The following is a 20,949-nucleotide window of genomic DNA, read 5'->3' as shown; positions in this document are numbered from 1 at the left end:
CGCTTGTGCCCGGTGTTGCGGAAAGCGCGTGGGGACGGCTTTCTTGTTCTGTCAGCGCTGCAGGTACTGCAGCTTGTCAGTGGCGTCCTTCCATTCCTCGGCCTCGGCCAGCGGGGCCTTGGTCTTGGTGATGGAGGGCCAGTTGCGGGCCAGCTCGGCGTTCAGGTCGATGAACTGCTGCTGGTCGCCCGGCACGTCTTCCTCGGCGTAAATGGCGTTCACCGGGCATTCGGCCACGCACACGGCGCAGTCGATGCACTCATCCGGGTCGATGGCCAGGAAGTTGGGGCCTTCGCGGAAACAATCGACCGGACACACGTCAACGCAGTCTGTGTAGCGGCAACGGATGCAGGATTCGGTGACAACGTGAGTCATTTCGGTTCCAGGAAAACAGGTCGGCTTTTAATGGGAAACAGTGGGGCCGCTTCTTGCCGGCGGACGCGCCGCATCTACCGCATGGTGCCGCATGGCAGCATGGGCTGGACGAGCGCCGGCCGAGGCCTTTCGGAAAGCGATATTGTAGCCGAGGCTTCTGGCAAGAATAGCGGGTCTATATAGCCGGATCAGATAGTTTTCTTATTTCTTTATGTACTTTTGATTAAACACATGGCGGCCTGCTGGCATGTCGGCCCGCCAGCGGGCATGATGAGGCCGCCAGCAGTCACTTGCATCCGTGCCGGGAGACCCGTATGCCACGCCAGCCTTGCCTTGCCAGCCTGTGGCGCCATGTCGCGATGCGCCGGACCGTCGCACCCCTTGCGGTGCTGCTGACGGCATTTCTGGCGCCGGTCGGGTCGCTTGCCGCCCAGACCCTGGTCCAGTCGCCGGGCATGGCCGACAGCGTGGTATCGCGCCTGGTGGCGTGGCGCGCGCGCACTGACGCGCCGGTCGTGCTGCCGGCGCTGACCGCGTTCGACTGGGACCACTTCAGCGTGACCGATTCGCCCGCGGGCGACGCCATCGCCCATTGCGGCCGGGCCGGCCTGATGCCGTGCGGGCCGCAGTTGCAGCCGCAGCCGGGCGACCGGGTGCAGGTGCTGCGCTTCGAGCGCGCCGGGGCGCAGGTCTACACCGAGCGCATCATGGCCGGCGACGGCGCCTTTGCCGAGCCGCTGCCGCAGCGGGTGCCACGCGCCGCCGCCACGCTGGTGTCATGCCCCGGGACCGACGGCCGCCAGCTGTGGTGCCTGCAGGGCAAGGCCAAGGGCAGGGAGGCGCCGCGGCAGCCACAGCCCTTCCTCGATGGTGGTTGAGCGGCAAGAGTGGCCGGGTGCGGCCAGACTTCGGTTAGCATGACGTACTGACCCGGCATCGCCGTCTGCCTCGCTATGATCATCCCGTCCCTGCTCGACACCGACCTGTACAAATTCACGATGATGCAGGTGGTGCTGCATCAGTTCCCGCAGGCGCAAGTGGAATACCGCTTCAAGTGCCGCAACGCGGGCGTCGACCTGACGCCCTATATCGATGAGATCCGCGCCGATCTGGCACACCTGTGCCAGCTGCGCTTCACCGACGACGAGCTCGCCTACCTGCGCGGCCTGCGCTTTATCAAGAGCGATTTCGTCGACTTCCTCGGCCTGTTCCACCTGAACGAGAAATATGTCTCGGTGCGGCCGTCCCCGCAGGGCAACGGCGAGATCGAGATCTCGATCATCGGCCCGTGGCTGCATACCATCCTGTTCGAAGTGCCGGTCCTGGCGATCGTCAACGAGGTCTATTTCCGCCGCACCCAGCCCAGGCCCGACCTGGCCGAAGGCCGCCGCCGGCTGGACCACAAGCTGGCCTTGCTGAAGACGCCCGAACTGGCCGATTGCGTGATCGCCGACTACGGCACGCGCCGGCGCTTTTCGCGCGAATGGCAGGAAGAGGTGCTGCTGACCATGCGGCGCCTGCTCGGGCCGCAGCTCGCCGGCACCAGCAACGTCCATTTTGCCCGCCTGCACAATATGGTGCCGCTGGGAACGATGGCGCATGAATACCTGCAGGCCTGCCAGGCACTGGGCCCGCGGCTGCGCGATTCGCAGGTGTACGCGCTGGAGCGCTGGGCGCGCGAATACCGCGGCGACCTGGGCATCGCGCTGTCGGATACCTACGGCTTCGATGCCTTCCTGCGCGACTTCGACCTGTATTTCTGCAAGCTCTTCGACGGCGTGCGCCATGATTCCGGCGATCCGATGCTGTGGGGCGAGCGCATGGTCGCCCACTATGCCGCCAACCGCGTCGACCCGCGCACCAAGACGCTGATCTTCAGCGACAGCCTCGACATCCCGCGCGTGATCGAGCTGTACCAGCGCTTCCATGGCCGCTGCCGGCTGGCCTTTGGCGTCGGCACCAACCTGACCAACGACCTCGGCTATACCCCGCTGCAGATCGTGATCAAGATGGTGCGCTGCAACGGGCAGCCGGTGGCCAAGCTGTCGGACACGCCGGAAAAGACCATGTGCGACGATCCCGGCTACCTGTCCTACCTGCGCCAGGTGTACTCGGTTCAGCCCGCGGCTTAGCAAAATTCAACGCCTTGCGCCGGCCATCGCATGCTCTGCACGCGGCGGGCGCCACTATAATCGGCGCATCGCGCGTTCGCCGCGCTTTGCGCTCCCCCAGCCAGGCCTTATGGAAACCAACGACGCCCGCGACCGCATCTTTGCCCGCATCCGTGCTGCCCAGGGCAGGCCGACCCGGCCGAGCGCGGGCGAGCGCGAGGCCGTGGCCGACTACCTGTCGCGCCACCCGCAGGGCCCGCGCCCGGCGGTGGCGGCCGACCTGGCGGAGGCCTTCCTGGCGCAGGCGCAGCGCATGGCCTCGACCGTGGACCGCGTGGCGACGATGGACGAGGTGCCCGCCGCCACCGCGCGCTTCCTCGACAGCCTGAACCTGGTCCACCGTGCCGTGGCGTGGGATGCGCTGGGCCCGCTGCCATGGCAGGCCGCGGGGCTGGCGGTGGAATGCCGCCCGCCGCTGCGCGAGGTCGAGGCCGACCGTGATCATGGCGACCTGGTCGGAATCACCGGCTGCTTCTGCGCGATTGCCGAGACCGGCTCGCTGATGCTGCTGTCGGGCCCGGCCACCTTTGCCTCGGCCGCACTGCTGCCCGAGACCCATGTGGCGGTGGTGCCGCGCTCGCGCATCGTCGCCGGCCTGGAAGACGCCTTTGCGCTGGTGCGCAGCGAGCGCGGCGAACTGCCGCGCGCCACCAATATCATCAGCGGGCCTTCGCGCACGGGCGATATCGAGCAGACCATCGTGCTCGGCGCCCATGGCCCGTACCGCGTGCATGTGATCCTGGTCGACGAGGCCTGAACCCGGGGCTTTTGCAGCACTGCAGGCCCCGGCCCAAGAGGTGCTTGAATTACACTTGCAGGCTTGCCTGCGTGCCGCGGCTTCGTGCCGGCGGTGCGCCAATGAATGCTGCATTCCCGAGGAGATCCTGCCTGATGCGACGTGCCTCCGTGCTGTTGCCGCTGCTGGCCGTGCTGGCCGCATTTCCCGCCGTCGGCCAAGCCGCGGACCTTGACGGGGCGTCGCTGTCCCCGCTGTGGGGGCTGCCGTTCGCCGGCATCCTGCTGTCGATCGCGGTGTGGCCGCTGGTTGCGCCCAGGTTTTGGCACCATCACTACGGCAAGATCGCCGCGGGCTGGGGGCTGCTGTTCCTGCTGCCGTTCGCGGCAGCGTTCGGCACGCATGCGGCCGCGGCCAGCGCGGTGCACGCGCTGCTGGCGGAGTACATCCCGTTCATCGTGCTGATTGCCTCGCTGTATATCGTGGCCGGCGGCATCTGCGTGCGCGGCAACCTGCACGGCACGCCCAGGCTCAACACCGGCATCCTGGCGCTGGGCACGCTGCTGGCCAGCTTCATGGGCACCACCGGCGCGGCCATGCTGCTGATCCGGCCGCTGCTGCGCGCCAATGACAACCGCCGCCACGTGGCGCACGTGGTGGTGTTCTTTATCTTCCTGGTGGCCAATGCCGGCGGCTCGCTGACGCCGCTGGGCGATCCGCCGCTGTTCCTGGGCTTCCTGAAAGGCGTGGACTTCTTCTGGACCATGCGCAACATCTTCCCGGAGACGGTCTTTATCTGCGTGGTGCTGCTGGTGCTGTTCTACCTGGTCGACCGTCACTACTACCAGAACAAGGAAGAGGAACTGCCGCCGCGCAGCGACCCCACCCCGGACTCGGGCGGCATCGCCATCGAGGGCAAGTTCAACTTCGTGCTGCTGCTGGCGGTGATCGGCCTGGTGCTGATGAGCGGGCTGTGGCAGCCGGGCATCTCGTTCGACATCCTGGGCACCGAGGTGCCGCTGCAGGCAGCGGTGCGCGATGCGCTGCTGGTGGTGGTGGCGGTAGTGTCGCTGCTGGTGACGCCGCAGACGGCGCGCGCCGGCAATGAATTCAACTGGGAGCCGATCCTGGAAGTCGGCAAGCTCTTTGCCGGCATCTTCCTGACCATCATTCCCGTCATCGCCATGCTCAAGGCCGGCACCGACGGCGCCTTTTCCGGCGTGATCCGCGCGGTCAGCGACAGCAACGGCCAGCCGGTCGACGGCATGTACTTCTGGGCCACCGGCCTGCTGTCCTCGTTCCTGGACAATGCGCCGACCTACCTGGTGTTCTTCAATACCGCCGGTGGCGACGCGGCCACGCTGATGACGCGCGATGCCTCGACACTGGCCGCGATCTCGGCCGGGGCCGTGTTCATGGGCGCCAATACCTATATCGGCAATGCCCCCAACCTGATGGTCAAGGCCATTGCCGAGAACCGCGGCGTGCGCATGCCGAGCTTCTTCGGCTACATGCTGTACTCGGGCATCTTCCTGATGCCGCTGTTCGTCATCATGACCTTCCTCTTCTTCCACGTGTGATGCCATGAAGCCGTCTGTCCTTGTCACCCGCGCCATCTATCCCGAAGTCATCGCGCACCTGGCGCAGTACTTCGATGTCGACGACAACCAGCAGGACGCGGTGCTGGACGCCGCCGCGCTGAAGGCGCGCCTGGCGGGCAAGGCCGGCGTGCTGGCCAACGCCGCCGACCGCATCGACGGCGACGTGGTCGCCGGGCTGCCGGCGCTGCGCGCGGTGTGCAACATGGCGGTCGGCTACAACAACCTGGACGTGCCGGCGCTGACGGCCGCCGGCATCGTCGCCACCAATACGCCGGACGTGCTGACAGAGACCACCGCCGACTTCGGCTGGGCCCTGCTGATGGCCACCGCGCGCCGCGTGACCGAGGCCGAGCACTACCTGCGCGCCGGCAAGTGGCAGCGCTGGAGCTACGACATGCTGGTCGGCATGGACCTGTACGGCAGCACGCTCGGCATCCTGGGCATGGGCCGCATCGGCCAGGCGCTGGCGCGCCGTGCGAGCGGGTTTGGCATGAGCGTGCTGTACCACAACCGCAGCCAGCTGCCGGCGGACACCGAGGGCGCGCTCAACGCGCGCTATGTCAGCAAGGAAGACCTGCTGCGCCAGTCTGATCACCTGCTGCTGGTGCTGCCCTATGGCCCGCAGAGCCACCATGCCATCGGCGCCGCCGAGCTGGCACTGATGAAGCCGACCGCGACGCTGGTGAACCTGGCGCGCGGCGGCATCGTCGACGATGCCGCGCTGGCGCAGGCGCTGCGCGACAAGCGCATCTTCGGCGCCGGCCTGGATGTGTTCGAGGGCGAGCCCAGCGTCCATCCGGACCTGCTGACGGTGCCCAACGTCGTGCTCACGCCGCATATCGCCAGCGCCTCCGAGAAGACCCGCCGTGCGATGGCGATGCTGGCCGCCGACAACCTGATCGCCGCGCTCGACCAGGGCCCGCAGGCCGGCCATCCGCCCACCGTGATCAACCCCGACGTCATGTCGCGGCGCCGCTAAGCCCGCCATCCACCTGTTTCCTGCTGCATGACCCTGATTCCGTTCCTGACGCTGGCCGTGGCGCTGCTCGCGGTCGTCCTGCTGGTAATCGTCCTGCTGCGCCAGCAGGCTGCCTCGCCGGGGGCCGAGCTTGGCCGGCAACTGGCCGACATGCGCGCGGAAAGCGCGCGCGGCATGGAGCGGCTGGAGCGCGAGGTGCGCACCGAAGTGGCCGGGGCTGCGCGCGGCAACCGCGACGAGTCGGCGCAGCAGATGCTGCGCTTCCAGCAGGCGCTGTCGTCGCAGCTGACGGGCATCGCCACGCTGCAGAACAACCAGATCGACACCTTCGCGCAGCAACTGGCCAAGCTGACCGAGACCAACACCCAGCAGCTCGAGCAGGTGCGCCAGCACATGATGCTGCAGGGCCAGCAGGCGCGCGACGAGCAGGCCGGCACGCTGCGCCGCTTTGGCGACGGGCTACAGCAGCAGCTGGCGCAGATGTCCGAAGCCAACGAGCGGCGCCTGGCCGAAGTGCGCGCCACACTGGAGAAGAAGCTGCAGGACATCGAGGCCAATAACGCCGCCAAGCTGGAGGAAATGCGCCGCACCGTCGACGAGAAGCTGCACGCCACGCTGGAGCAGCGCCTGGGCGAATCCTTCCGGCTGGTGTCGGACCGGCTCGAGCAGGTGCACCGCGGCCTGGGCGAGATGCAGGTGCTGGCGCAGGGCGTGGGCGACCTGAAGAAGGTGCTGACCAATGTGAAGTCGCGCGGCACCTGGGGCGAAGTCCAGCTGGAAATGCTGCTGGAGCAGATGCTGACGCCGGAGCAGTACGGCAAGAATGTCGAGACCGTGCGCAACTCGGGCGCGCGGGTGGAGTTTGCGATCCGGCTGCCGGGCAAGGCGGCGGGTGGCGACAATGCGCCGGTCTGGCTGCCGGTCGACGCCAAGTTTCCCAAGGAACAGTACGAGCGCCTGGTGGACGCGCAGGAGCGGGGCGACCCGGATGGCGTGCTCGCTTTTGGCCGCGAACTGGAAGTGGCGCTGCGGCGCGAGGCCCAGACCATCGCCGAGAAATACCTGTCGCCGCCGCAGACCACGGATTTCGCCATCCTGTTCCTGCCGACCGAGGGTTTGTACGCCGAGGTGCTGCGGCGCCCGGGCCTGACCGACCTGCTGCAGCGCGACTACCGCGTGACCGTGGCCGGTCCGACCACGCTGACCGCGCTGCTGAACAGCCTGCAGATGGGCTTCCGCACGCTGGCGCTGGAAAAGCGCTCAAGCGAGGTGTGGGAGGTGCTGGGCGCGGTCAAGACCGAGTTCGGCAAGTTCGGCGACGTGCTGGCCAAAACGCGCGATACACTGGAACGCGCCGCGCGCAATATCGAGCAGGCCGAAGTGCGCACGCGCCAGATGGCGCGCAAGCTGCGCACGGTGGAAGCGCTGCCGGGCGAGGCCGCGCAGCAGGTGCTTGGCCTTAATGCAGCAGAGGCGGCGGACGCGCCGGAGGCCGCCGAAGACAACGGCGGCTGAACGCGGCAGGGGAGGGTCAGGGCAGCTCCCGCAGGGGCCTGCCGGATTGCTGCCGGCCCGGGCGCCGGCTGAGCGGCTCAGCGCTCGTCTTCGGGCGCCAGTTCGCGCACGTGGACTTCAATGCCGCCGAAGCGGGCGGCCACCCAGTTGTAGGCCTTGCAGGCCAGCCACAGCAGGCCGAAGCCGATCAGCGCATTCAGGATGATTGCGCTGAAGACCGTGATGGCGGGCAGGTCACCGTAGCGGACGAAGGTGACAAACAGGCCCAGCGACACGATCGGCAGCGAGAAGCACAGGTAGACCAGCACCAGCGCGCGGGCGGTCTTGACGGGGTGGAGGTAGGCGATCTCCTGATTCATGACGGGGGATACTCGAATGGTTCTGAATCGTGCGCCAAGTGTAGCGATTGGCCGATGCCAAGCATAGCCCGCAGTCGGCGGGGGCAGGCGAAAGCCCCGTGCCGGCAGTGCTACGGCCGCAAATGTGCGGCGCAAAAACGACACATTGCTACCGGCGTGTGGCAAGCGCTTGCGAGCAGCGCCTGCCGGTCTCGGCTAGACCAGTCCGTCGAACAGCATCACCTCGACCGCATCGCCGGCCTTGACCGAGCCCTGTTCGTGGCCGAGCACGATAAAGCAGTTGGCCTCGCTCATCGAGCGCAGCACGCCCGAGCCCTGCTGGCCGGTGATGCGCACTTCCCACTGGCCGTCGCCGGCGCGCGCCAGGATGCCGCGCTGGTACTCGGTGCGGCCGGGCTTCTTGCGGATGGCTTGCGCGCTGCGCACGCGCAGCAGCGGCAGCGGTGCCACGCTGGCGCCCATCAGCCGCTGCAGCGCGGCGCGCACGAAGTGGTAGAAGGTGACCATCACCGCCACCGGGTTGCCCGGCAGTCCGAACAGCAGCGCGTCGCGGCCGTTGGAATTGATGCGGCCGAAGGCCATCGGCCGGCCCGGGCGCATCGCAATCTTCCAGAACGTGACATCGCCCAGGCGCGCCATGATCTGCTTGGTGTAGTCGGCCTCGCCGACCGAGACCCCGCCGGAGGTGATGACCGCGTCGGCGGTCTCGCAGGCGGTGCGGAAGGCGGCTTCGAGCGCCTCGGGGTCGTCGCGCACCACGCCCATGTCGAGCAGGTCGACGTTCATCCGGCGCAGCATGCCGTGCAGCGTGTAGCGGTTGGAGTCGTAGACGCAGCCGGGATCGAGCGGCTCGCCGATCGAGCGCAACTCGTCGCCGGTGGAGAAAAACGCCACGCGCAGGCGCTGGCGCACGCGCACCTCGGCCACGCCCAGCGAGGCCAGCAGGCCCAGGTCGGCCGGCTGGAGGATGCGCCCGGCCTGCAGCGCGGCCTGGCCGCGCGCCAGGTCTTCGCCGCGCAGGCGCCGGTTGTCGCCGGTGCGAACGCAGTCGGCGGCAAAGCGGATGCGCGCGCCGTCGTCCACGGCTTCCACGAATTCCTGCGGCACCACGGTGTCGCAGCCGGCCGGCATCACTGCGCCGGTCATGATGCGCACCGCCTGCGCCGCCGTGGGCGCCAGCGCGCCGGCACCGCCGGCGAAGGCCCTGCCGATGACTTCCAGCTCGACCGTGGCGGTCTGCGCGGCAGCGAGCGCGGCACCCTGGAAGGCATAGCCGTCCATTGCCGAGTTGTCATGCGCCGGCACGTCGATGGCCGAGACGATGTCTTCGGCCAGCACGCGGTCCAGGGCGCTGCGGATCGGCAACTGCTCGACGCCGCGCACCGGCTCGACCACCTCGCCGATGATGCGGTTGGCCTGGTCCACCGGCAGGGCGGTGGGGTCGTAGTCGGAAAGGCAGGAGATGACGGATTGCAGGGTGGGCATGTTGGCTCAGCGCGTTTCGTGCGTGCGCAGTTCGTCCAGGGTGTTGATATTGGCAAAGGCCGCGGCGTCGTCGAACAGCACTTCGGCCAGCCGCTGCGAAGCGGCCCAGGTTTCGATCTTGCGCCCGCCGCCGGAAAGATAAGCCACCAGGCTGTCCAGCGCACTGACCGGCATCAGGCAGAACACAGGTTGGGTCTGGCGCCGGCCGTCCTGGTCCAGCGTGACGGGGATTGCCAGGTCCGCGCCTTCGGCCTCGATTGCCTGCGCCAGGCGTGCCACCAGGTCGGTCGGCAGGAACGGCGAATCGCAGGGCGCGGTCACCATCCACGGCGTGGCGCATTGCTCCAGGCCGGCCAGCATCCCCGCCAGCGGGCCGGCGAAGTCGGGCACGGAATCGGTGTAGACCGGCACGCCGAAGGACTCATAGGCGGCCAGGTTGCGGTTGGCATTGATCATCAGCCCGCCCACCTGGGGGGTCAGGCGCATCATCGTGTGCATGGCCATCGGCGTGCCGTGCAGCGGCTGCAGGCCCTTGTCGGTGCCGCCCATGCGGCTGCCCCTGCCGCCTGCGAGGATCAGGCCGGTGATGTCGTCGCGTGCAATCATGGATTGTGTGTGCAGCGGGGTCAGCCGCCGATATAGGACATCTCGATCTTGCGCTCGGCACGCTTGGCGCGCACCGTCGGGTCGCTGCGCTGCTCGGAATAATTGTCGGTGCGGCCCTGCCACACCTGCGCAATCGCATTGGAGATTTCCAGGTCGCTGTAGCCGCCGCGCAGCAGCGCGCGCAGGTCGAAGCCCTCGGTCGCGAACAGGCACAGGTAGAGCCGGCCTTCGGTGGACAGCCGGATGCGGCTGCAGTCGCCGCAGAAGGCGTGGGTGACGCTGGAGATCACGCCGATCTCGCCGCTGCCGTCGCGGTAGCGCCAGCGCTCGGCGGTTTCGCCGGAGTAGTTGGCCTGCACTGGTTCGAGCGGGAACTCCGCATCGATGCGCTTTACCACCTCGGCGGACGGCAGCACTTCATCCATCTGCCAGTGATTGCTGGCGCCCACGTCCATGAACTCGATAAAGCGCAGGATGATGCCGCTGTGGCGGAAGTGGCGCGCCATCGGCACGATTTCCTGGTCATTGGTGCCGCGCTTGACCACCATGTTGACCTTGATCGGCGCCAGCCCTACGGCCTGCGCGGTCTCGATGCCGTGCAGCACGTCGGCGACCGCGAAGTCCACGTCGTTCATGCGGCGGAAGGTGGCGTCGTCGATCGCGTCCAGGCTGACGCTGACGCGCGTCAGGCCCGCGTCGCGCAGCGCGCGCGCCTTGCGCGCCAGCAGCGAGGCGTTGGTGGTGAGCGTCAGGTCCAGCGGCTTGCCCGAGACGGTCTCGATCTTCGCCAGTATCTCCACCAGGTGCTCGATGTTCTTGCGCAGCAGCGGCTCGCCGCCGGTCAGGCGGATCTTCTCGACGCCATGGGCGACGAACAGGCGCGCGGTGCGCTCGATCTCCTCGAAGCTCAGCAACTCGGAGTGCGGCAGGAAGGTGTAGTCCTTGTCGAAGACTTCCTTCGGCATGCAGTAGACGCAGCGGAAGTTGCAGCGGTCCGTCACCGAGATGCGCAGGTCATGCAGCGGCCGGCCGCGGGTGTCGGCCACCAGGCCGGTGGGGGCAGCCAGCTTGCCGGGAATGCTGGGCGTCATCGAGCGGTAGCGATGGTCGCGCAGGTCGAAAATCGGAATGACGGATTCGGTCATGGCCTGTGGGTGGGCACGGCGTCCGGGGAGCGGCCTGGCGGCGTGGCCAAGTCAGGGGCGCTCGAGGGCCGGATGCCTTCTGCTGCCATTCTAGCCGAGGCGGGGGCGGGGCACCCGCATCCCCCGGTGATGGCGGGGATTCATCCGGCCGGTTGACCATGAAAAAAGGGGACGGCGTGGCCGTCCCCTTCTTGCTTTGGCTGCGGTGCAGCGGCAACGCTTACTGCTGCGATGCCATCTCCACTTCGCGGCCACCGGTTTCCACCAGGATCATCGGACCGTGGGGCAGCGGCGGCAGCGCCTTGCGCTCACGCTGCACGCGCGGGGCGGGTGCGATGCGGGCGGCGGCTTCCTGGGCCGAACGCAGCTTGTCGCTGTCGGTATGGACCCATTGCAGGCCGGCGGTGGCGAGCATCGGTTCCAGGTTCTCCAGCGCTGCCGGGGTGGCCGACGCTGCCGGTGCGGCCGGCGCTGCAGCAGCGACCGGGGCTGCCGGGGCGAACACCTCGGCCGGTGCGGCTTCGGCCACAGGGGCGGTGACCGGTGCAGCGGCAGGTGCCGGCACGACCGGAGCCGCTTCGGCGGCCACGCTTGCGGTGGTCTCGACGATCGCTTCGGCGGCAACGGCTTCCGTGACGGCGGCGGCTACCGGGGCAGCTTGCTGGGGCACAGGCTCGGCAACCGGCGCGGTCACCGGGGCGGCCTCGGCGACCGGCGCGGGCGTCACGTCTTCCGGCACGGCGATGCGGATCGCTTCGACGGCCTCGGCTGCGGCGGCCACGGCCACGGCAGCTTGCGGTGCGGGCTCGGCCGGCACGGCGGCTTCAGCGCGCACCGGGGCAACGCCTTCGGCAGCGGCGGTTTCTTCGTCGCCTTCGCCTTCACCCTGCGCACCTTGCGCCGACTCGTCGCGCTCACGGCGATAGCGGTTGCGGCCACGGCGGTTGCGGCGGCGGCGCTCTTCGCCTTCAGCGGTCTCGGCGGCGCTCTCGGCACCTTCCGGCAGCTCGGCGCGGACGGCTTGCGTCTCTTCGGTCATGGCCTGCGGCAGCACGCCCAGTGCTTGGGCGGCGGCGATGGCTTCCGGCTGCGGTGCTTCACCGGCTTCGGCTTCGCGCAGTTCACTGCGTTCGCGCTGGCGTTCACGCTGGCGCTCGCGGCGTTCCTGGTTGCGGTCGCGGCGGCCTTCCTGACGGCCCTCCACGCGCTCGCCCTGGGCACGCTCGGCTTGCACTGCCTCGCCCTGGCGGGCCAGGGCCGGGGTGGCCTGGCCTTCACCTTGCTGGCGCGGCTGGCGGCCCTGGCGTTCGCCACGGCCCTCGCGTTGCTCGCCGCGCTCGGCACCCTGGCGCTCACCACGTTCCGCGCGCTCGGCACGGTCGCCGCGCTGGCCACGGCCCTGGCGCTCGCCGCGCTCACCACGTTCCGTGCGCTCACCACGCTCGGCGCGGTCGCCACGCTCACCACGCTGGCCGCGGCTTTCGCCGCGCTGGCCGCGCTCGCGCCGGCCTTCGGCGCTACGGGTCTCGGTTGCAGCTGCCGGCTTGGCCGGCTCCACCACCGGCGGGGTCGCCGGGCGGGCACCGAACAGGCCCTTCAGCCAGGCGATAAAGCCGCCGCTGACCACCGGCTGGGTGGCCGGTACGGGCGGGGCGACCGGGGCTTCCGGCTTGGGCGCGCGCTCGGGGCGCGGCACCGACACCGGCGCCGGCTGTTCCGGGGTGATGCCCTTGACCGCGGCTTCCTGGCGCGGCTTGGCTTCTTCCTTGCGACGGCTGCTGTAGCTGGTGTCGGCTTCCAGTTCCTTGGCGGCAGCCTCGGCCATGCGGTAGCTGGCGGTGCTCTCTTCCAGGCGCGGATCGTCGTGGCGCAGGCGCTCCAGCTTGTAGTGCGGCGTTTCCAGGTGCTTGTTGGGGATCAGCAGCACATTGACCTTGAAGCGCAGCTCGATCAGGTTGATTTCCTGGCGCTTCTCGTTCAGCAGGAAGGCGGCCACCTCCACCGGCACCTGGCAGTGGATGGCGGCGGTGTTTTCCTTCATCGCCTCTTCCTGGATGATGCGCAGCACCTGCAGGGCGGACGATTCGGTATCGCGGATATGGCCGGTGCCGTTGCAGCGCGGGCAAGTGATGTGCGAGCCCTCCGACAGCGACGGACGCAGGCGCTGGCGCGACAGCTCCATCAGGCCGAAACGGCTGATCTTGCCCATCTGCACGCGGGCGCGGTCGTGGCGCAGCGCGTCCTTCAGGCGCGTTTCCACGTCCTTCTGGGCCTTGCCCGACTCCATGTCGATAAAGTCGATCACGATCAGGCCGCCCAGGTCGCGCAGGCGCAGCTGGCGGGCGATCTCGTCGGCGGCCTCGAGGTTGGTGCGCAGCGCGGTTTCCTCGATGTCGGCGCCCTTGGTGGCGCGGGCCGAGTTCACGTCCACGGAGACCAGCGCCTCGGTGTGGTCGATCACGATGGCGCCGCCCGAGGGCAGCATCACCATGCGCGAGTAGGCCGACTCGATCTGGTGTTCGATCTGGAAGCGCGAGAAGAGCGGCACGTCGTCCCGGTACTTCTTCACGCGGTTCATGTTGTCAGGCATCACCACGCTCATGAAAGCGCGGGCCTGTTCGTAGATCTCGTCGGTATCGATCAGGATCTCGCCGATATCCGGCTGGAAGTAGTCGCGGATGGCGCGGATGACCAGGCTCGATTCCAGGTAGATCAGCAGCGGGGCCTTGTTGTCGCCGGCGGCGCCGTCGATGGCCTTCCACAGTTGCAGCAGGTAGTTCAGGTCCCACTGCAGTTCCTCGGCCGAGCGGCCGATGCCGGCGGTCCGGGCAATGATGCTCATGCCTTCCGGCACGGTCAGCTGCGCCATGGTCTCGCGCAGTTCCTGGCGGTCCTCGCCCTCGATGCGGCGCGACACGCCGCCGCCGCGCGGGTTGTTGGGCATCAGCACCAGGTAGCGGCCGGCCAGCGAGATAAAGGTGGTCAGGGCCGCGCCCTTGTTGCCGCGCTCTTCCTTCTCGACCTGGACGATCAGTTCCTGGCCTTCATGCAGGGCATCCTGGATGCGCGCGTTGCGCACGTCGATGCCTTCTTTGAAGAAGGCGCGGGCCACTTCCTTGAACGGCAGGAAGCCGTGGCGCTCTTCGCCGTAGTTGACGAAGCAGGCTTCCAGCGAGGGTTCGATACGGGTGATGACACCCTTGTAGATGTTGCCCTTGCGCTGTTCGCGCCCGGCAGTCTCGATGTCGATATCGATCAGTTTCTGACCGTCGACGATGGCGACGCGCAATTCTTCCTGTTGCGTCGCGTTGAACAGCATGCGTTTCATCGCAATACCTCACTCCAGTGTCGCGGGTGGCACCGTCTGGGCGGTGTCCGCGGCGATCTATGGAGCACGCGAGGGAGCGAGCGAGGCGCGAGAATTGCCGGAAAGCGCCGCTGCGCGGGATAGGCGAGCGGCTGGGCGCGGGTGAAAGAGAGCGATGACGTCGGGGTAACGTCCGCGGGGCAGGAGAGAACACCGGAGGCTGCTCTTGCGCAGACATCCGGCGCGTTCCCGTGCCGGAGGCGATGCTGAACGCCGGCGCAACCGGCGCCGGCGGCATCGCGGCCGGCCGCAGAAGGCCTAGACGCGTCAAAGAGCAAATTTTTCGGACACGGCATGGTTGCCGTTGCTGCCTGACTACTCCTGGCGGGCGCACCTACTACTTCTTGGAATTCTGCGACCGGGCGCCGGTATTTCCAGTCAGGCGGCAGGCTAACCTGCCGGCCGGCACCGTTTCCCGGTGCGGGCAGGACTTCTCTCACCGAAGCGGATGCCGGCAGTGGCATCCGCCTTTAAATTCTGTTTTACCTGAACACTCAGTTCCCACGTCACCGCCTGCCTCGCCGAAGCCTCCTATGGGCGACTTCCTGCATGCCGGCGGCACCGTGCGTGCTGCTTTTACTGCCATTTGCCCGTCTGGCGCTTGGCGGAACGCAAAGTTGCGGGAGACGGGCGGGGTTGGCGGCAACCCCAAGTGTAGAATGCGAAAAATCCAAGAAAACTCGAAGATCAATCGCTTACACAGGTCTTGCGCTGCCGGCCACAAGCCGGGACAGCGAGGAAATTATATTGAAAATGAATGAGTTACGCCATCAAATTGAAAAGGCTGCCGAAGCTGCGCCGGCCAGCCCACAGGTGGCGTATGTCACGATTGACGAAGGCTCGGAAGGTCAGCGCATTGACAACTTCCTGCTGAAGGTGGCCAAGGGCGTGCCCAAGAGTCATATCTACCGGGTGCTGCGTTCGGGTGAAGTTCGCGTCAATAAAGGCCGGATCGATGCCACTTATCGCCTGCAGTCGGGTGATGTAGTGCGCATTCCGCCAATGCGGGTGGCGAATTCGGCGCAATCGGCCAATGCCCAGCATGTGCCGGCGGGCGAATTCCCGGTGCTGTTCGAGGACGCCCAGCTGCTGGTGATCAACAAGCCGGCCGGCGTGGCCGTGCACGGCGGCTCGGGCGTGGCCTTCGGCGTGATCGAGCAATTGCGCCGGTCGCGGCCCCAGGCCAAGTTCCTGGAGCTGGTGCACCGGCTCGACCGCGAGACCTCCGGCATCCTGATGCTGGCCAAGAAGCGCTCGGCGCTGGTCCACCTGCATGAGCAGATTCGCGGCAACGCGATGGACAAGCGCTATTTCGCCTGCGTGGCCGGCGAATTCCCGAACGCGCGCCAGCATGTGAAGCTGCCTCTATATAAGTACAGCACGCCGGACGGCGAGCGCCGGGTGCGGGTGCAGGCCGACGGGCTGGCCTCGCACACGGTGTTCAACCTGGTCGAGGCCTTCCAGGGCTTCACCCTGCTGGAGGCCGAACTGAAGACCGGCCGTACCCACCAGATCCGCGTCCACCTGGCCCACTCGGGTTTCCCGATCGTCGGGGACGAAAAATATGGCGACTTCTCGTTGAACAAGGCGCTGGCGCGTTCCGGCGCCAAGCCCGGCCTCAAGCGCATGTTCCTGCACGCCCACCGGCTGGTGTTTATCCACCCGGCCACGGGCGAGCCGCTGGCGGTGGAAGCGCCGCTGCCCGACGAGTGCGTCGGATTCCTGCAACAATTGCGTGAACTGCGTGCCCCGGAGTAGGGTAGTGCATCAAACGCCACAAGGACTTCCATGGCCAGGCAACAATTTGACCTGATCGTTTTCGACTGGGACGGGACGCTGATGGACTCGACCCCGACCATCGCCAAGTGCATCCAGCTTGCCAGCCGCGACCTGGGCCTGCCGGTGCCGGATGACAGGGCCGCCAGCCATGTGATCGGGCTGGGCCTGAAGGATGCGCTGTCTTATGCGGTGCCGACGCTGGACCCCGCCGACTACCCGCGCCTGGCCGAACGTTACCGCTATCACTTCCTCGCTCGCGACGCCGACCTGGTGCTGTTCGATGGCGTGCGCGAAATGCTCGAGACCCTGCGCGGCGAACACTATTTTCTTGGCGTGGCCACCGGCAAGACCCGCGTCGGCCTGCAGCGCGCGCTGGCCGCGAGCGGCCTGACCCGCCTGTTCGACGCCACGCGCTGTGCCGACGAGACCTTCTCCAAGCCGCACCCGGCCATGCTGCACGAACTGACCCGCGAGCTGGGCCAGGACGTGGAACGCACGGTGATGGTCGGCGACACCACCCATGACCTGCAGATGGCGGCCAATGCCGGCGCCAAGGGGATTGGCGTGTGCTATGGTGCACATCCCGCGGATTCGCTGCGCGCGATGGCGCCGGTGCATTGCGCGACCTCCATCCCCGACCTGACCGACTGGCTGCTGGCCCATGCCTGAGGCAGCGGCCGGCCAGGCGCCGGTACGGCTGTGCGCTGCCGCGGACCTGGAGGATGGCGGCCTGGGCGTGCGCTTCTCGGTTGCGCTGGACCAGCGCGAGATCGGCGCCTTCGTGTTGCGTTTCGATGGCGCCGCGCACGGCTACCTGAACCAGTGCGCCCATGTGCCGATGGAACTGGACTGGCAGGAAGGCCGGTTCTTCGATGCCTCGGGCCTATACTTGATGTGCGCCACACATGGCGCGGTTTATGCGCCGGACAGTGGCGAGTGCGTCGGCGGACCCTGCCGCGGTGCATCGCTGGCCAAGCTGCGCATCGAGGAGCGCGACGGCCACGTCTACTGGTTGCCGGAAGCGCCATACCGGATCGCTGCGCGCATGGGCGGTGCCTGAGTGACGGGCAGGGCCGGCAGTCAGGCCGGCCGTTGTATTTCCAGGCCTGGGTTTCCAGGCGTTTCCACGAGCGATTTGCATGACAGAACAACAGAAGCCGCCATCGGGTGAATCGGGTCAGCCGGACGAGCACAAGCCAGCCGGCGAGGGTGCGCCGGGCGAAGGGGCGCCCCAGTCGGAGTCCGAGCGCCTGGTCACCGCACCGCGCGCAGACTACCCGCTGGAAGACGAATTGCGCGCCGGCGACGACGCGGCAAGGCGTGAAGCGAGCGAGCGCAAGGCGCGCATGGCCGGTGCCACCGCGGGGCCCCCGGCTGGCGGCGGCGCCGGCTGGGAGCGCGATCTGCTGGAAAAAGTGCTGACCGCATCGCTGCGCGAGCAGCGCGCGGCACGGCGTTGGCGCATCTTCTTCCGCTTTGTCGGACTGGCTTTGCTGGCGCTGATCCTGATCACGCTGTTCGACTTCAAGGGCGATGGCGCCATCAGCACCTCGGGCCGCCATACAGCCATGGTCACGCTGGAGGGCGAGATCGCCGCGGGCACCCCGGCCAGCGCGGAATCGATCAATGCCTCGCTGCAGGCGGCGTTCGCTGATGGCAATGCCGCCGGCGTGATCCTGAAGATCAACTCGCCGGGCGGCTCGCCGGTGCAGGCGGGCATCATCAACGATGAGATCCAGCGGCTGCGCACGCTTTATCCGTCCAAGCCGTTCTATGTAGTGGTGGAAGAGATCTGCGCCTCTGGCGGCTATTACGTGGCCGCGGCGGCCGACAAGATCTATGTCGACAAGGCCAGCATCGTGGGTTCGATCGGGGTGCTGATGGACGGTTTTGGCTTTACCGGGCTGATGGACAAGCTGGGCGTGGAGCGCCGGCTGTACACCTCGGGCGCCAACAAGGGCATGCTGGACCCGTTCTCGCCGCAGGTGCCCAAGCAGAAGGCCTTTGCCGAGGCCATGCTCAAGCAGATCCACCAGCAGTTCATCGACGTGGTCAAGGAAGGGCGCGGCGACCGGCTCAAGGATGATCCGGAACTGTTCTCCGGCCTGTTCTGGTCGGGCGAGCGCGCCGTGGAACTGGGCCTGGCCGACGGGCTGGGCAGTGCCGACTATGTCGCGCGCGATGTGCTCAAGGCCGAGGACATCGTCGATTACACCGTCAAGGAGAACATCGCCGAGCGCGTGGCCAAGCGCTTTGGCGCGGCGGTGGGCTCAGCGGCGATGAAGACCATGCTGTGGAGCAACCGCATGCAGGGCATGCACTGAGCCAGAATGGTGCGGCGGCAATGGCAAAGGGGGCATTCGCGCCCCCTTTGCCGTTTCTTATATAGCCAGCAGCGAGAAGATCGCCGGGCGCTTGTGCAGGTCGATCCGCTCGGGACGCCAGTCTGACAGCGGCAGCGTGACGATGGTCTCGCCCGGCAGGGTCAGGTCCACGGCCACGGACAGCAGCGTGGTGCCGGCGCAGTGCTGGCGCATGGCTTCCAGCAGCGCCGCATTGCGGTAGGGCGTTTCGATGAACACCTGGGTCTGGCTGGACTTGCGCGAGCGCTGCTCCAGCTCGCGCAGGCGCTGCGCGCGCTCGCCGGCATCGACTGGCAGGTAGCCGTTGAAGGCAAAGCTCTGGCCGTTCAGACCCGAGCCCATCACTGCCAGCAGGATCGAGCTGGGCCCGACCAGCGGCCGCACGCGGATGCGGCGCGCATGGGCCAGCCGCACCAGGTCGGCGCCGGGGTCGGCCACCGCCGGCACGCCGGCCTCGGACAGCAGGCCGCCGTCGCGGCCGGCTTCGAGCGGGGCCAACAGTGCGGCCAGGGCGTCGGCGCGCGTGTTGACGTTCAGCTCGCGGATCTCGATCTGCTGGATCGGGCGTGCCAGCGGCGTGGTCTCGCCCAGCTTCTTCAGGAAGGCGCGCGCGGTCTTGGCGTTCTCGGCGACGAGGTAATCGAGGTTGGCCGCGATCTGCTGTACGCCGGCCGGGATCACGTCGGCCAGCGGGTCGGCTTCATCGCGCTTGCCGAGGGTGTTGGGGATCAGGTAAAGAGTGCCGCTCATCGTGGGCTCGTGCGGGTCATGCGGAAAGAAGAGGGTAGCCGGCCTGGCGCAGCATGCCGGTCAGCGCGATCAGCGGCAGGCCGACCAGTGCGGTCGGGTCGTCCGACTCGACGCGTTCCAGCAGGGTGATGCCCAGGCCTTCGGACTTGGCGCTGCCGGCCACGTCGTAGGGGCGCTCCAGCTGCAGGTAGGTCTCGATTTCAGCGTCGGTCAGGTCGCGCATGGTCACGCGGGTCTGCACGTCGGCCAGCTGTACGGTGCCGGTGCGTGCGTCCAGCAGGCACAGCGCCGAGTGGAAGGTGGCGGTGCGCCCGCGCATGCGGCGCAGCTGCGCCACGGCCTTCTCGTGCGTGCCGGGCTTGCCCATCTGTTCGCCGTCCAGGGTCAGCACCTGGTCCGAGCCGATCACCAGCACGCCCGGATGGCGCGCGGCAATGGCTTCGGCCTTGCGCTGCGACAGGCGCAGCGCGGTGGCTTCGGGCGCTTCGCCGGCAAGCGGGGTTTCGTCGATGTCGGGCACGGCCACCTCGAACGGGATGCGCAGGCGCTCCAGCAGTTCGCGGCGGTAGGGCGAGCCGGAGCCAAGGATCAGGCTGGGGCGGGGGTCTGGGGACATAAGTAATGGAATTGGAACAGGAAGCGAAACAGTAAAAGGTGCGGCCCGCGCTGCAAGACCTTTGACCTCGGCACGGTTTACGTCGTACAATCGCGCGTTTAGCCGCATCCGCACCCGGGCGCAGTGCCGCCAATGTGCGCGGCCCGTAGTCCGACAGCCGTGGAATGTGGCGAACCAGTCATTGTATAGCGACCGGAGCCACGCACATGACCCAGCCGATTGACCTGCGCGCGCTTGATCTCTTCGCCTTGTGCCGGAGGGGTGAAAGCCTGGCCGGCGACGTGGCGGTGCGGGATTTGCCGCGCATCTTAGCCGAGACCGCCGCGCAAGCGCCAGCCTCGGCACCCGATGAGACGTTTGCCTATTCGGCCACTGGCTTCATGCGTGAAGAGGCGGCCGAGCCGGGCGCCGCGGTGGCGCGGCGGCTGTTTCTCGACGTGACCGTGCAGGGCCGGATATGGCTGGATTGCCAGCGCTGCCTGGCCCCCTATGCCGAGCCGATCGATACGGCAACGCGTTTCGAGGTGGTGGAAAGCGAGGAAGCGGCCGACGCCGCGCCGATGGACGACGACGAAGTCGACGTGATCGCCGGCTCGAAGCATTTCTCGTTGCTGGACCTGATTGAAGATGAAGTGCTGCTGGCGTTGCCGGTGGCCCCCAAGCATGACGTCTGCCCGACGGTGCACGAAAGCCTCGTGACCGGTTCGGACGGCGAGGCGCAGCCAGAGGCTGAGCCTGAGGAAGAAAAGCGGCCTTCGCCCTTTGCGGCGCTGGCCGGCCTGAAGACCAAGCATTGATGCCGCCGACAGGCGGTGCGCAAGGTCCTGCAGGTGAATCTGAAGCATCCGGCCGGGCCCCGGCTACGCCTTGGGCGGGATGCGTGTGTTAATATTGAAAAATTCTCGAAGGAGTCATCATGGCTGTTCAACAGAACAAGAAGTCGCCGTCCAAGCGCGGCATGCACCGTTCGCACGATCACCTGTCGGCCGCGCCGCTGGCAGTTGAGCCGACCACCGGCGAAACCCACCTGCGTCACCACGTCAGCCCGAACGGCTACTACCGTGGCCGCAAGGTCATCAAGACCAAGAACGACTGATAGCTT

The 20,949-nt window shown here is 67.6% G+C and carries 20 protein-coding genes; 12 read left to right on the top strand and 8 right to left on the bottom strand.

Features of this window, described 5'->3' with window-relative positions; genetic code table 11:
• Positions 1 to 51: 51 nt before the first annotated feature.
• Complete coding sequence (gene fdxA, locus CF68_RS11050; protein WP_010814656.1) at positions 52 to 375, bottom strand: ferredoxin FdxA; 324 nt, start codon at positions 373 to 375, stop codon at positions 52 to 54.
• A 314-nt stretch (positions 376 to 689) separates the two neighbouring features.
• Here fdxA and CF68_RS11045 point away from each other — a divergent pair, with 314 nt between their 5' ends.
• From CF68_RS11045 to rmuC, 6 genes are all read left to right on the top strand, one after another.
• Positions 690 to 1,253, top strand: a complete 564-nt coding sequence (locus tag CF68_RS11045) for a hypothetical protein (protein ID WP_035818422.1) — start codon at positions 690 to 692, stop codon at positions 1,251 to 1,253.
• Positions 1,254 to 1,328: 75 nt separating this feature from the next.
• Positions 1,329 to 2,507 carry a nicotinate phosphoribosyltransferase gene (gene pncB, locus CF68_RS11040; RefSeq protein ID WP_035818419.1) on the top strand — a complete coding sequence of 393 codons (1,179 nt, stop codon included), beginning with the start codon at positions 1,329 to 1,331 and terminating at the stop codon, positions 2,505 to 2,507.
• A gap of 109 nt (positions 2,508 to 2,616) precedes the next feature.
• On the top strand, positions 2,617 to 3,303 hold the full coding sequence (locus tag CF68_RS11035; protein ID WP_035818417.1) for a lactate utilization protein C: 687 nt from the start codon (positions 2,617 to 2,619) through the stop codon (positions 3,301 to 3,303).
• A 134-nt stretch (positions 3,304 to 3,437) separates the two neighbouring features.
• Positions 3,438 to 4,862, top strand: coding sequence for a sodium:proton antiporter (locus CF68_RS11030; RefSeq protein WP_035818415.1), 1,425 nt, complete (start codon positions 3,438 to 3,440; stop codon positions 4,860 to 4,862).
• A 4-nt stretch (positions 4,863 to 4,866) separates the two neighbouring features.
• Entirely contained in the window at positions 4,867 to 5,862 is a 996-nt protein-coding gene (locus CF68_RS11025) for a D-glycerate dehydrogenase (protein WP_035818413.1), read from the top strand.
• Positions 5,863 to 5,889: 27 nt separating this feature from the next.
• On the top strand, positions 5,890 to 7,377 hold the full coding sequence (gene rmuC / locus CF68_RS11020) for a DNA recombination protein RmuC (protein WP_035818411.1): 1,488 nt from the start codon (positions 5,890 to 5,892) through the stop codon (positions 7,375 to 7,377).
• Between the two features lie 77 nt (positions 7,378 to 7,454).
• Here the strand turns inward: rmuC and CF68_RS11015 are convergent, their stop codons facing one another.
• The 5 genes from CF68_RS11015 to CF68_RS10995 all read right to left on the bottom strand — a co-directional run bounded on the left by CF68_RS11015 (position 7,455) and on the right by CF68_RS10995 (position 14,300).
• Positions 7,455 to 7,736, bottom strand: a complete 282-nt coding sequence (locus tag CF68_RS11015; protein ID WP_010814663.1) for a hypothetical protein — start codon at positions 7,734 to 7,736, stop codon at positions 7,455 to 7,457.
• 195 nt (positions 7,737 to 7,931) lie between these two features.
• Positions 7,932 to 9,221: a gephyrin-like molybdotransferase Glp gene (gene glp / locus CF68_RS11010; protein WP_035818407.1), complete on the bottom strand. Its 1,290-nt coding sequence runs from the start codon at positions 9,219 to 9,221 to the stop codon at positions 7,932 to 7,934.
• A gap of 6 nt (positions 9,222 to 9,227) precedes the next feature.
• A complete protein-coding gene (gene mobA, locus CF68_RS11005; RefSeq protein ID WP_035818404.1) occupies positions 9,228 to 9,827 on the bottom strand; it encodes a molybdenum cofactor guanylyltransferase MobA in 600 nt (199 codons plus the stop codon).
• Between the two features lie 20 nt (positions 9,828 to 9,847).
• The gene (gene moaA / locus CF68_RS11000; protein ID WP_035818401.1) at positions 9,848 to 10,972 is read right to left on the bottom strand and encodes a GTP 3',8-cyclase MoaA; all 1,125 of its coding nucleotides are present in this window, start codon (positions 10,970 to 10,972) and stop codon (positions 9,848 to 9,850) included.
• Between the two features lie 220 nt (positions 10,973 to 11,192).
• On the bottom strand, positions 11,193 to 14,300 hold the full coding sequence (locus CF68_RS10995) for an Rne/Rng family ribonuclease (protein ID WP_035818399.1): 3,108 nt from the start codon (positions 14,298 to 14,300) through the stop codon (positions 11,193 to 11,195).
• 792 nt (positions 14,301 to 15,092) lie between these two features.
• On the opposite strand from CF68_RS10995, the gene CF68_RS10990 reads away from it, so the two are divergent.
• From CF68_RS10990 to CF68_RS10975, 4 genes are all read left to right on the top strand, one after another.
• Positions 15,093 to 16,097, top strand: a complete 1,005-nt coding sequence (locus CF68_RS10990; RefSeq protein WP_035818396.1) for an RluA family pseudouridine synthase — start codon at positions 15,093 to 15,095, stop codon at positions 16,095 to 16,097.
• A 30-nt stretch (positions 16,098 to 16,127) separates the two neighbouring features.
• Positions 16,128 to 16,787 carry an HAD-IA family hydrolase gene (locus CF68_RS10985; protein ID WP_013957379.1) on the top strand — a complete coding sequence of 220 codons (660 nt, stop codon included), beginning with the start codon at positions 16,128 to 16,130 and terminating at the stop codon, positions 16,785 to 16,787.
• Positions 16,780 to 17,178: a Rieske 2Fe-2S domain-containing protein gene (locus tag CF68_RS10980; RefSeq protein WP_035818393.1), complete on the top strand. Its 399-nt coding sequence runs from the start codon at positions 16,780 to 16,782 to the stop codon at positions 17,176 to 17,178. Before CF68_RS10985 ends, CF68_RS10980 begins: the two co-directional genes overlap by 8 nt.
• A gap of 79 nt (positions 17,179 to 17,257) precedes the next feature.
• Positions 17,258 to 18,442 carry a S49 family peptidase gene (locus CF68_RS10975; RefSeq protein WP_035818392.1) on the top strand — a complete coding sequence of 395 codons (1,185 nt, stop codon included), beginning with the start codon at positions 17,258 to 17,260 and terminating at the stop codon, positions 18,440 to 18,442.
• Positions 18,443 to 18,499: 57 nt separating this feature from the next.
• Here the strand turns inward: CF68_RS10975 and CF68_RS10970 are convergent, their stop codons facing one another.
• On the bottom strand, positions 18,500 to 19,231 hold the full coding sequence (locus tag CF68_RS10970; RefSeq protein WP_035818390.1) for an SAM-dependent methyltransferase: 732 nt from the start codon (positions 19,229 to 19,231) through the stop codon (positions 18,500 to 18,502).
• A 16-nt stretch (positions 19,232 to 19,247) separates the two neighbouring features.
• Positions 19,248 to 19,847: a Maf-like protein gene (locus tag CF68_RS10965; protein ID WP_035818387.1), complete on the bottom strand. Its 600-nt coding sequence runs from the start codon at positions 19,845 to 19,847 to the stop codon at positions 19,248 to 19,250.
• A gap of 206 nt (positions 19,848 to 20,053) precedes the next feature.
• On the opposite strand from CF68_RS10965, the gene CF68_RS10960 reads away from it, so the two are divergent.
• Positions 20,054 to 20,644 (top strand): DUF177 domain-containing protein, encoded by a 591-nt coding sequence (locus CF68_RS10960; protein ID WP_035818385.1) that lies wholly within the window; start codon positions 20,054 to 20,056, stop codon positions 20,642 to 20,644.
• Positions 20,645 to 20,763: 119 nt separating this feature from the next.
• Entirely contained in the window at positions 20,764 to 20,943 is a 180-nt protein-coding gene (gene rpmF / locus CF68_RS10955; protein ID WP_010814675.1) for a 50S ribosomal protein L32, read from the top strand.
• Positions 20,944 to 20,949: the final 6 nt, after the last annotated feature.

The organism is Cupriavidus sp. SK-4, from assembly GCF_000611125.1.
Taxonomy (GTDB): domain Bacteria; phylum Pseudomonadota; class Gammaproteobacteria; order Burkholderiales; family Burkholderiaceae; genus Cupriavidus; species Cupriavidus necator.
The sequence above is the reverse complement of the archived record's forward strand: the minus strand, read 5'-3'. Positions and strand labels throughout refer to the sequence as shown.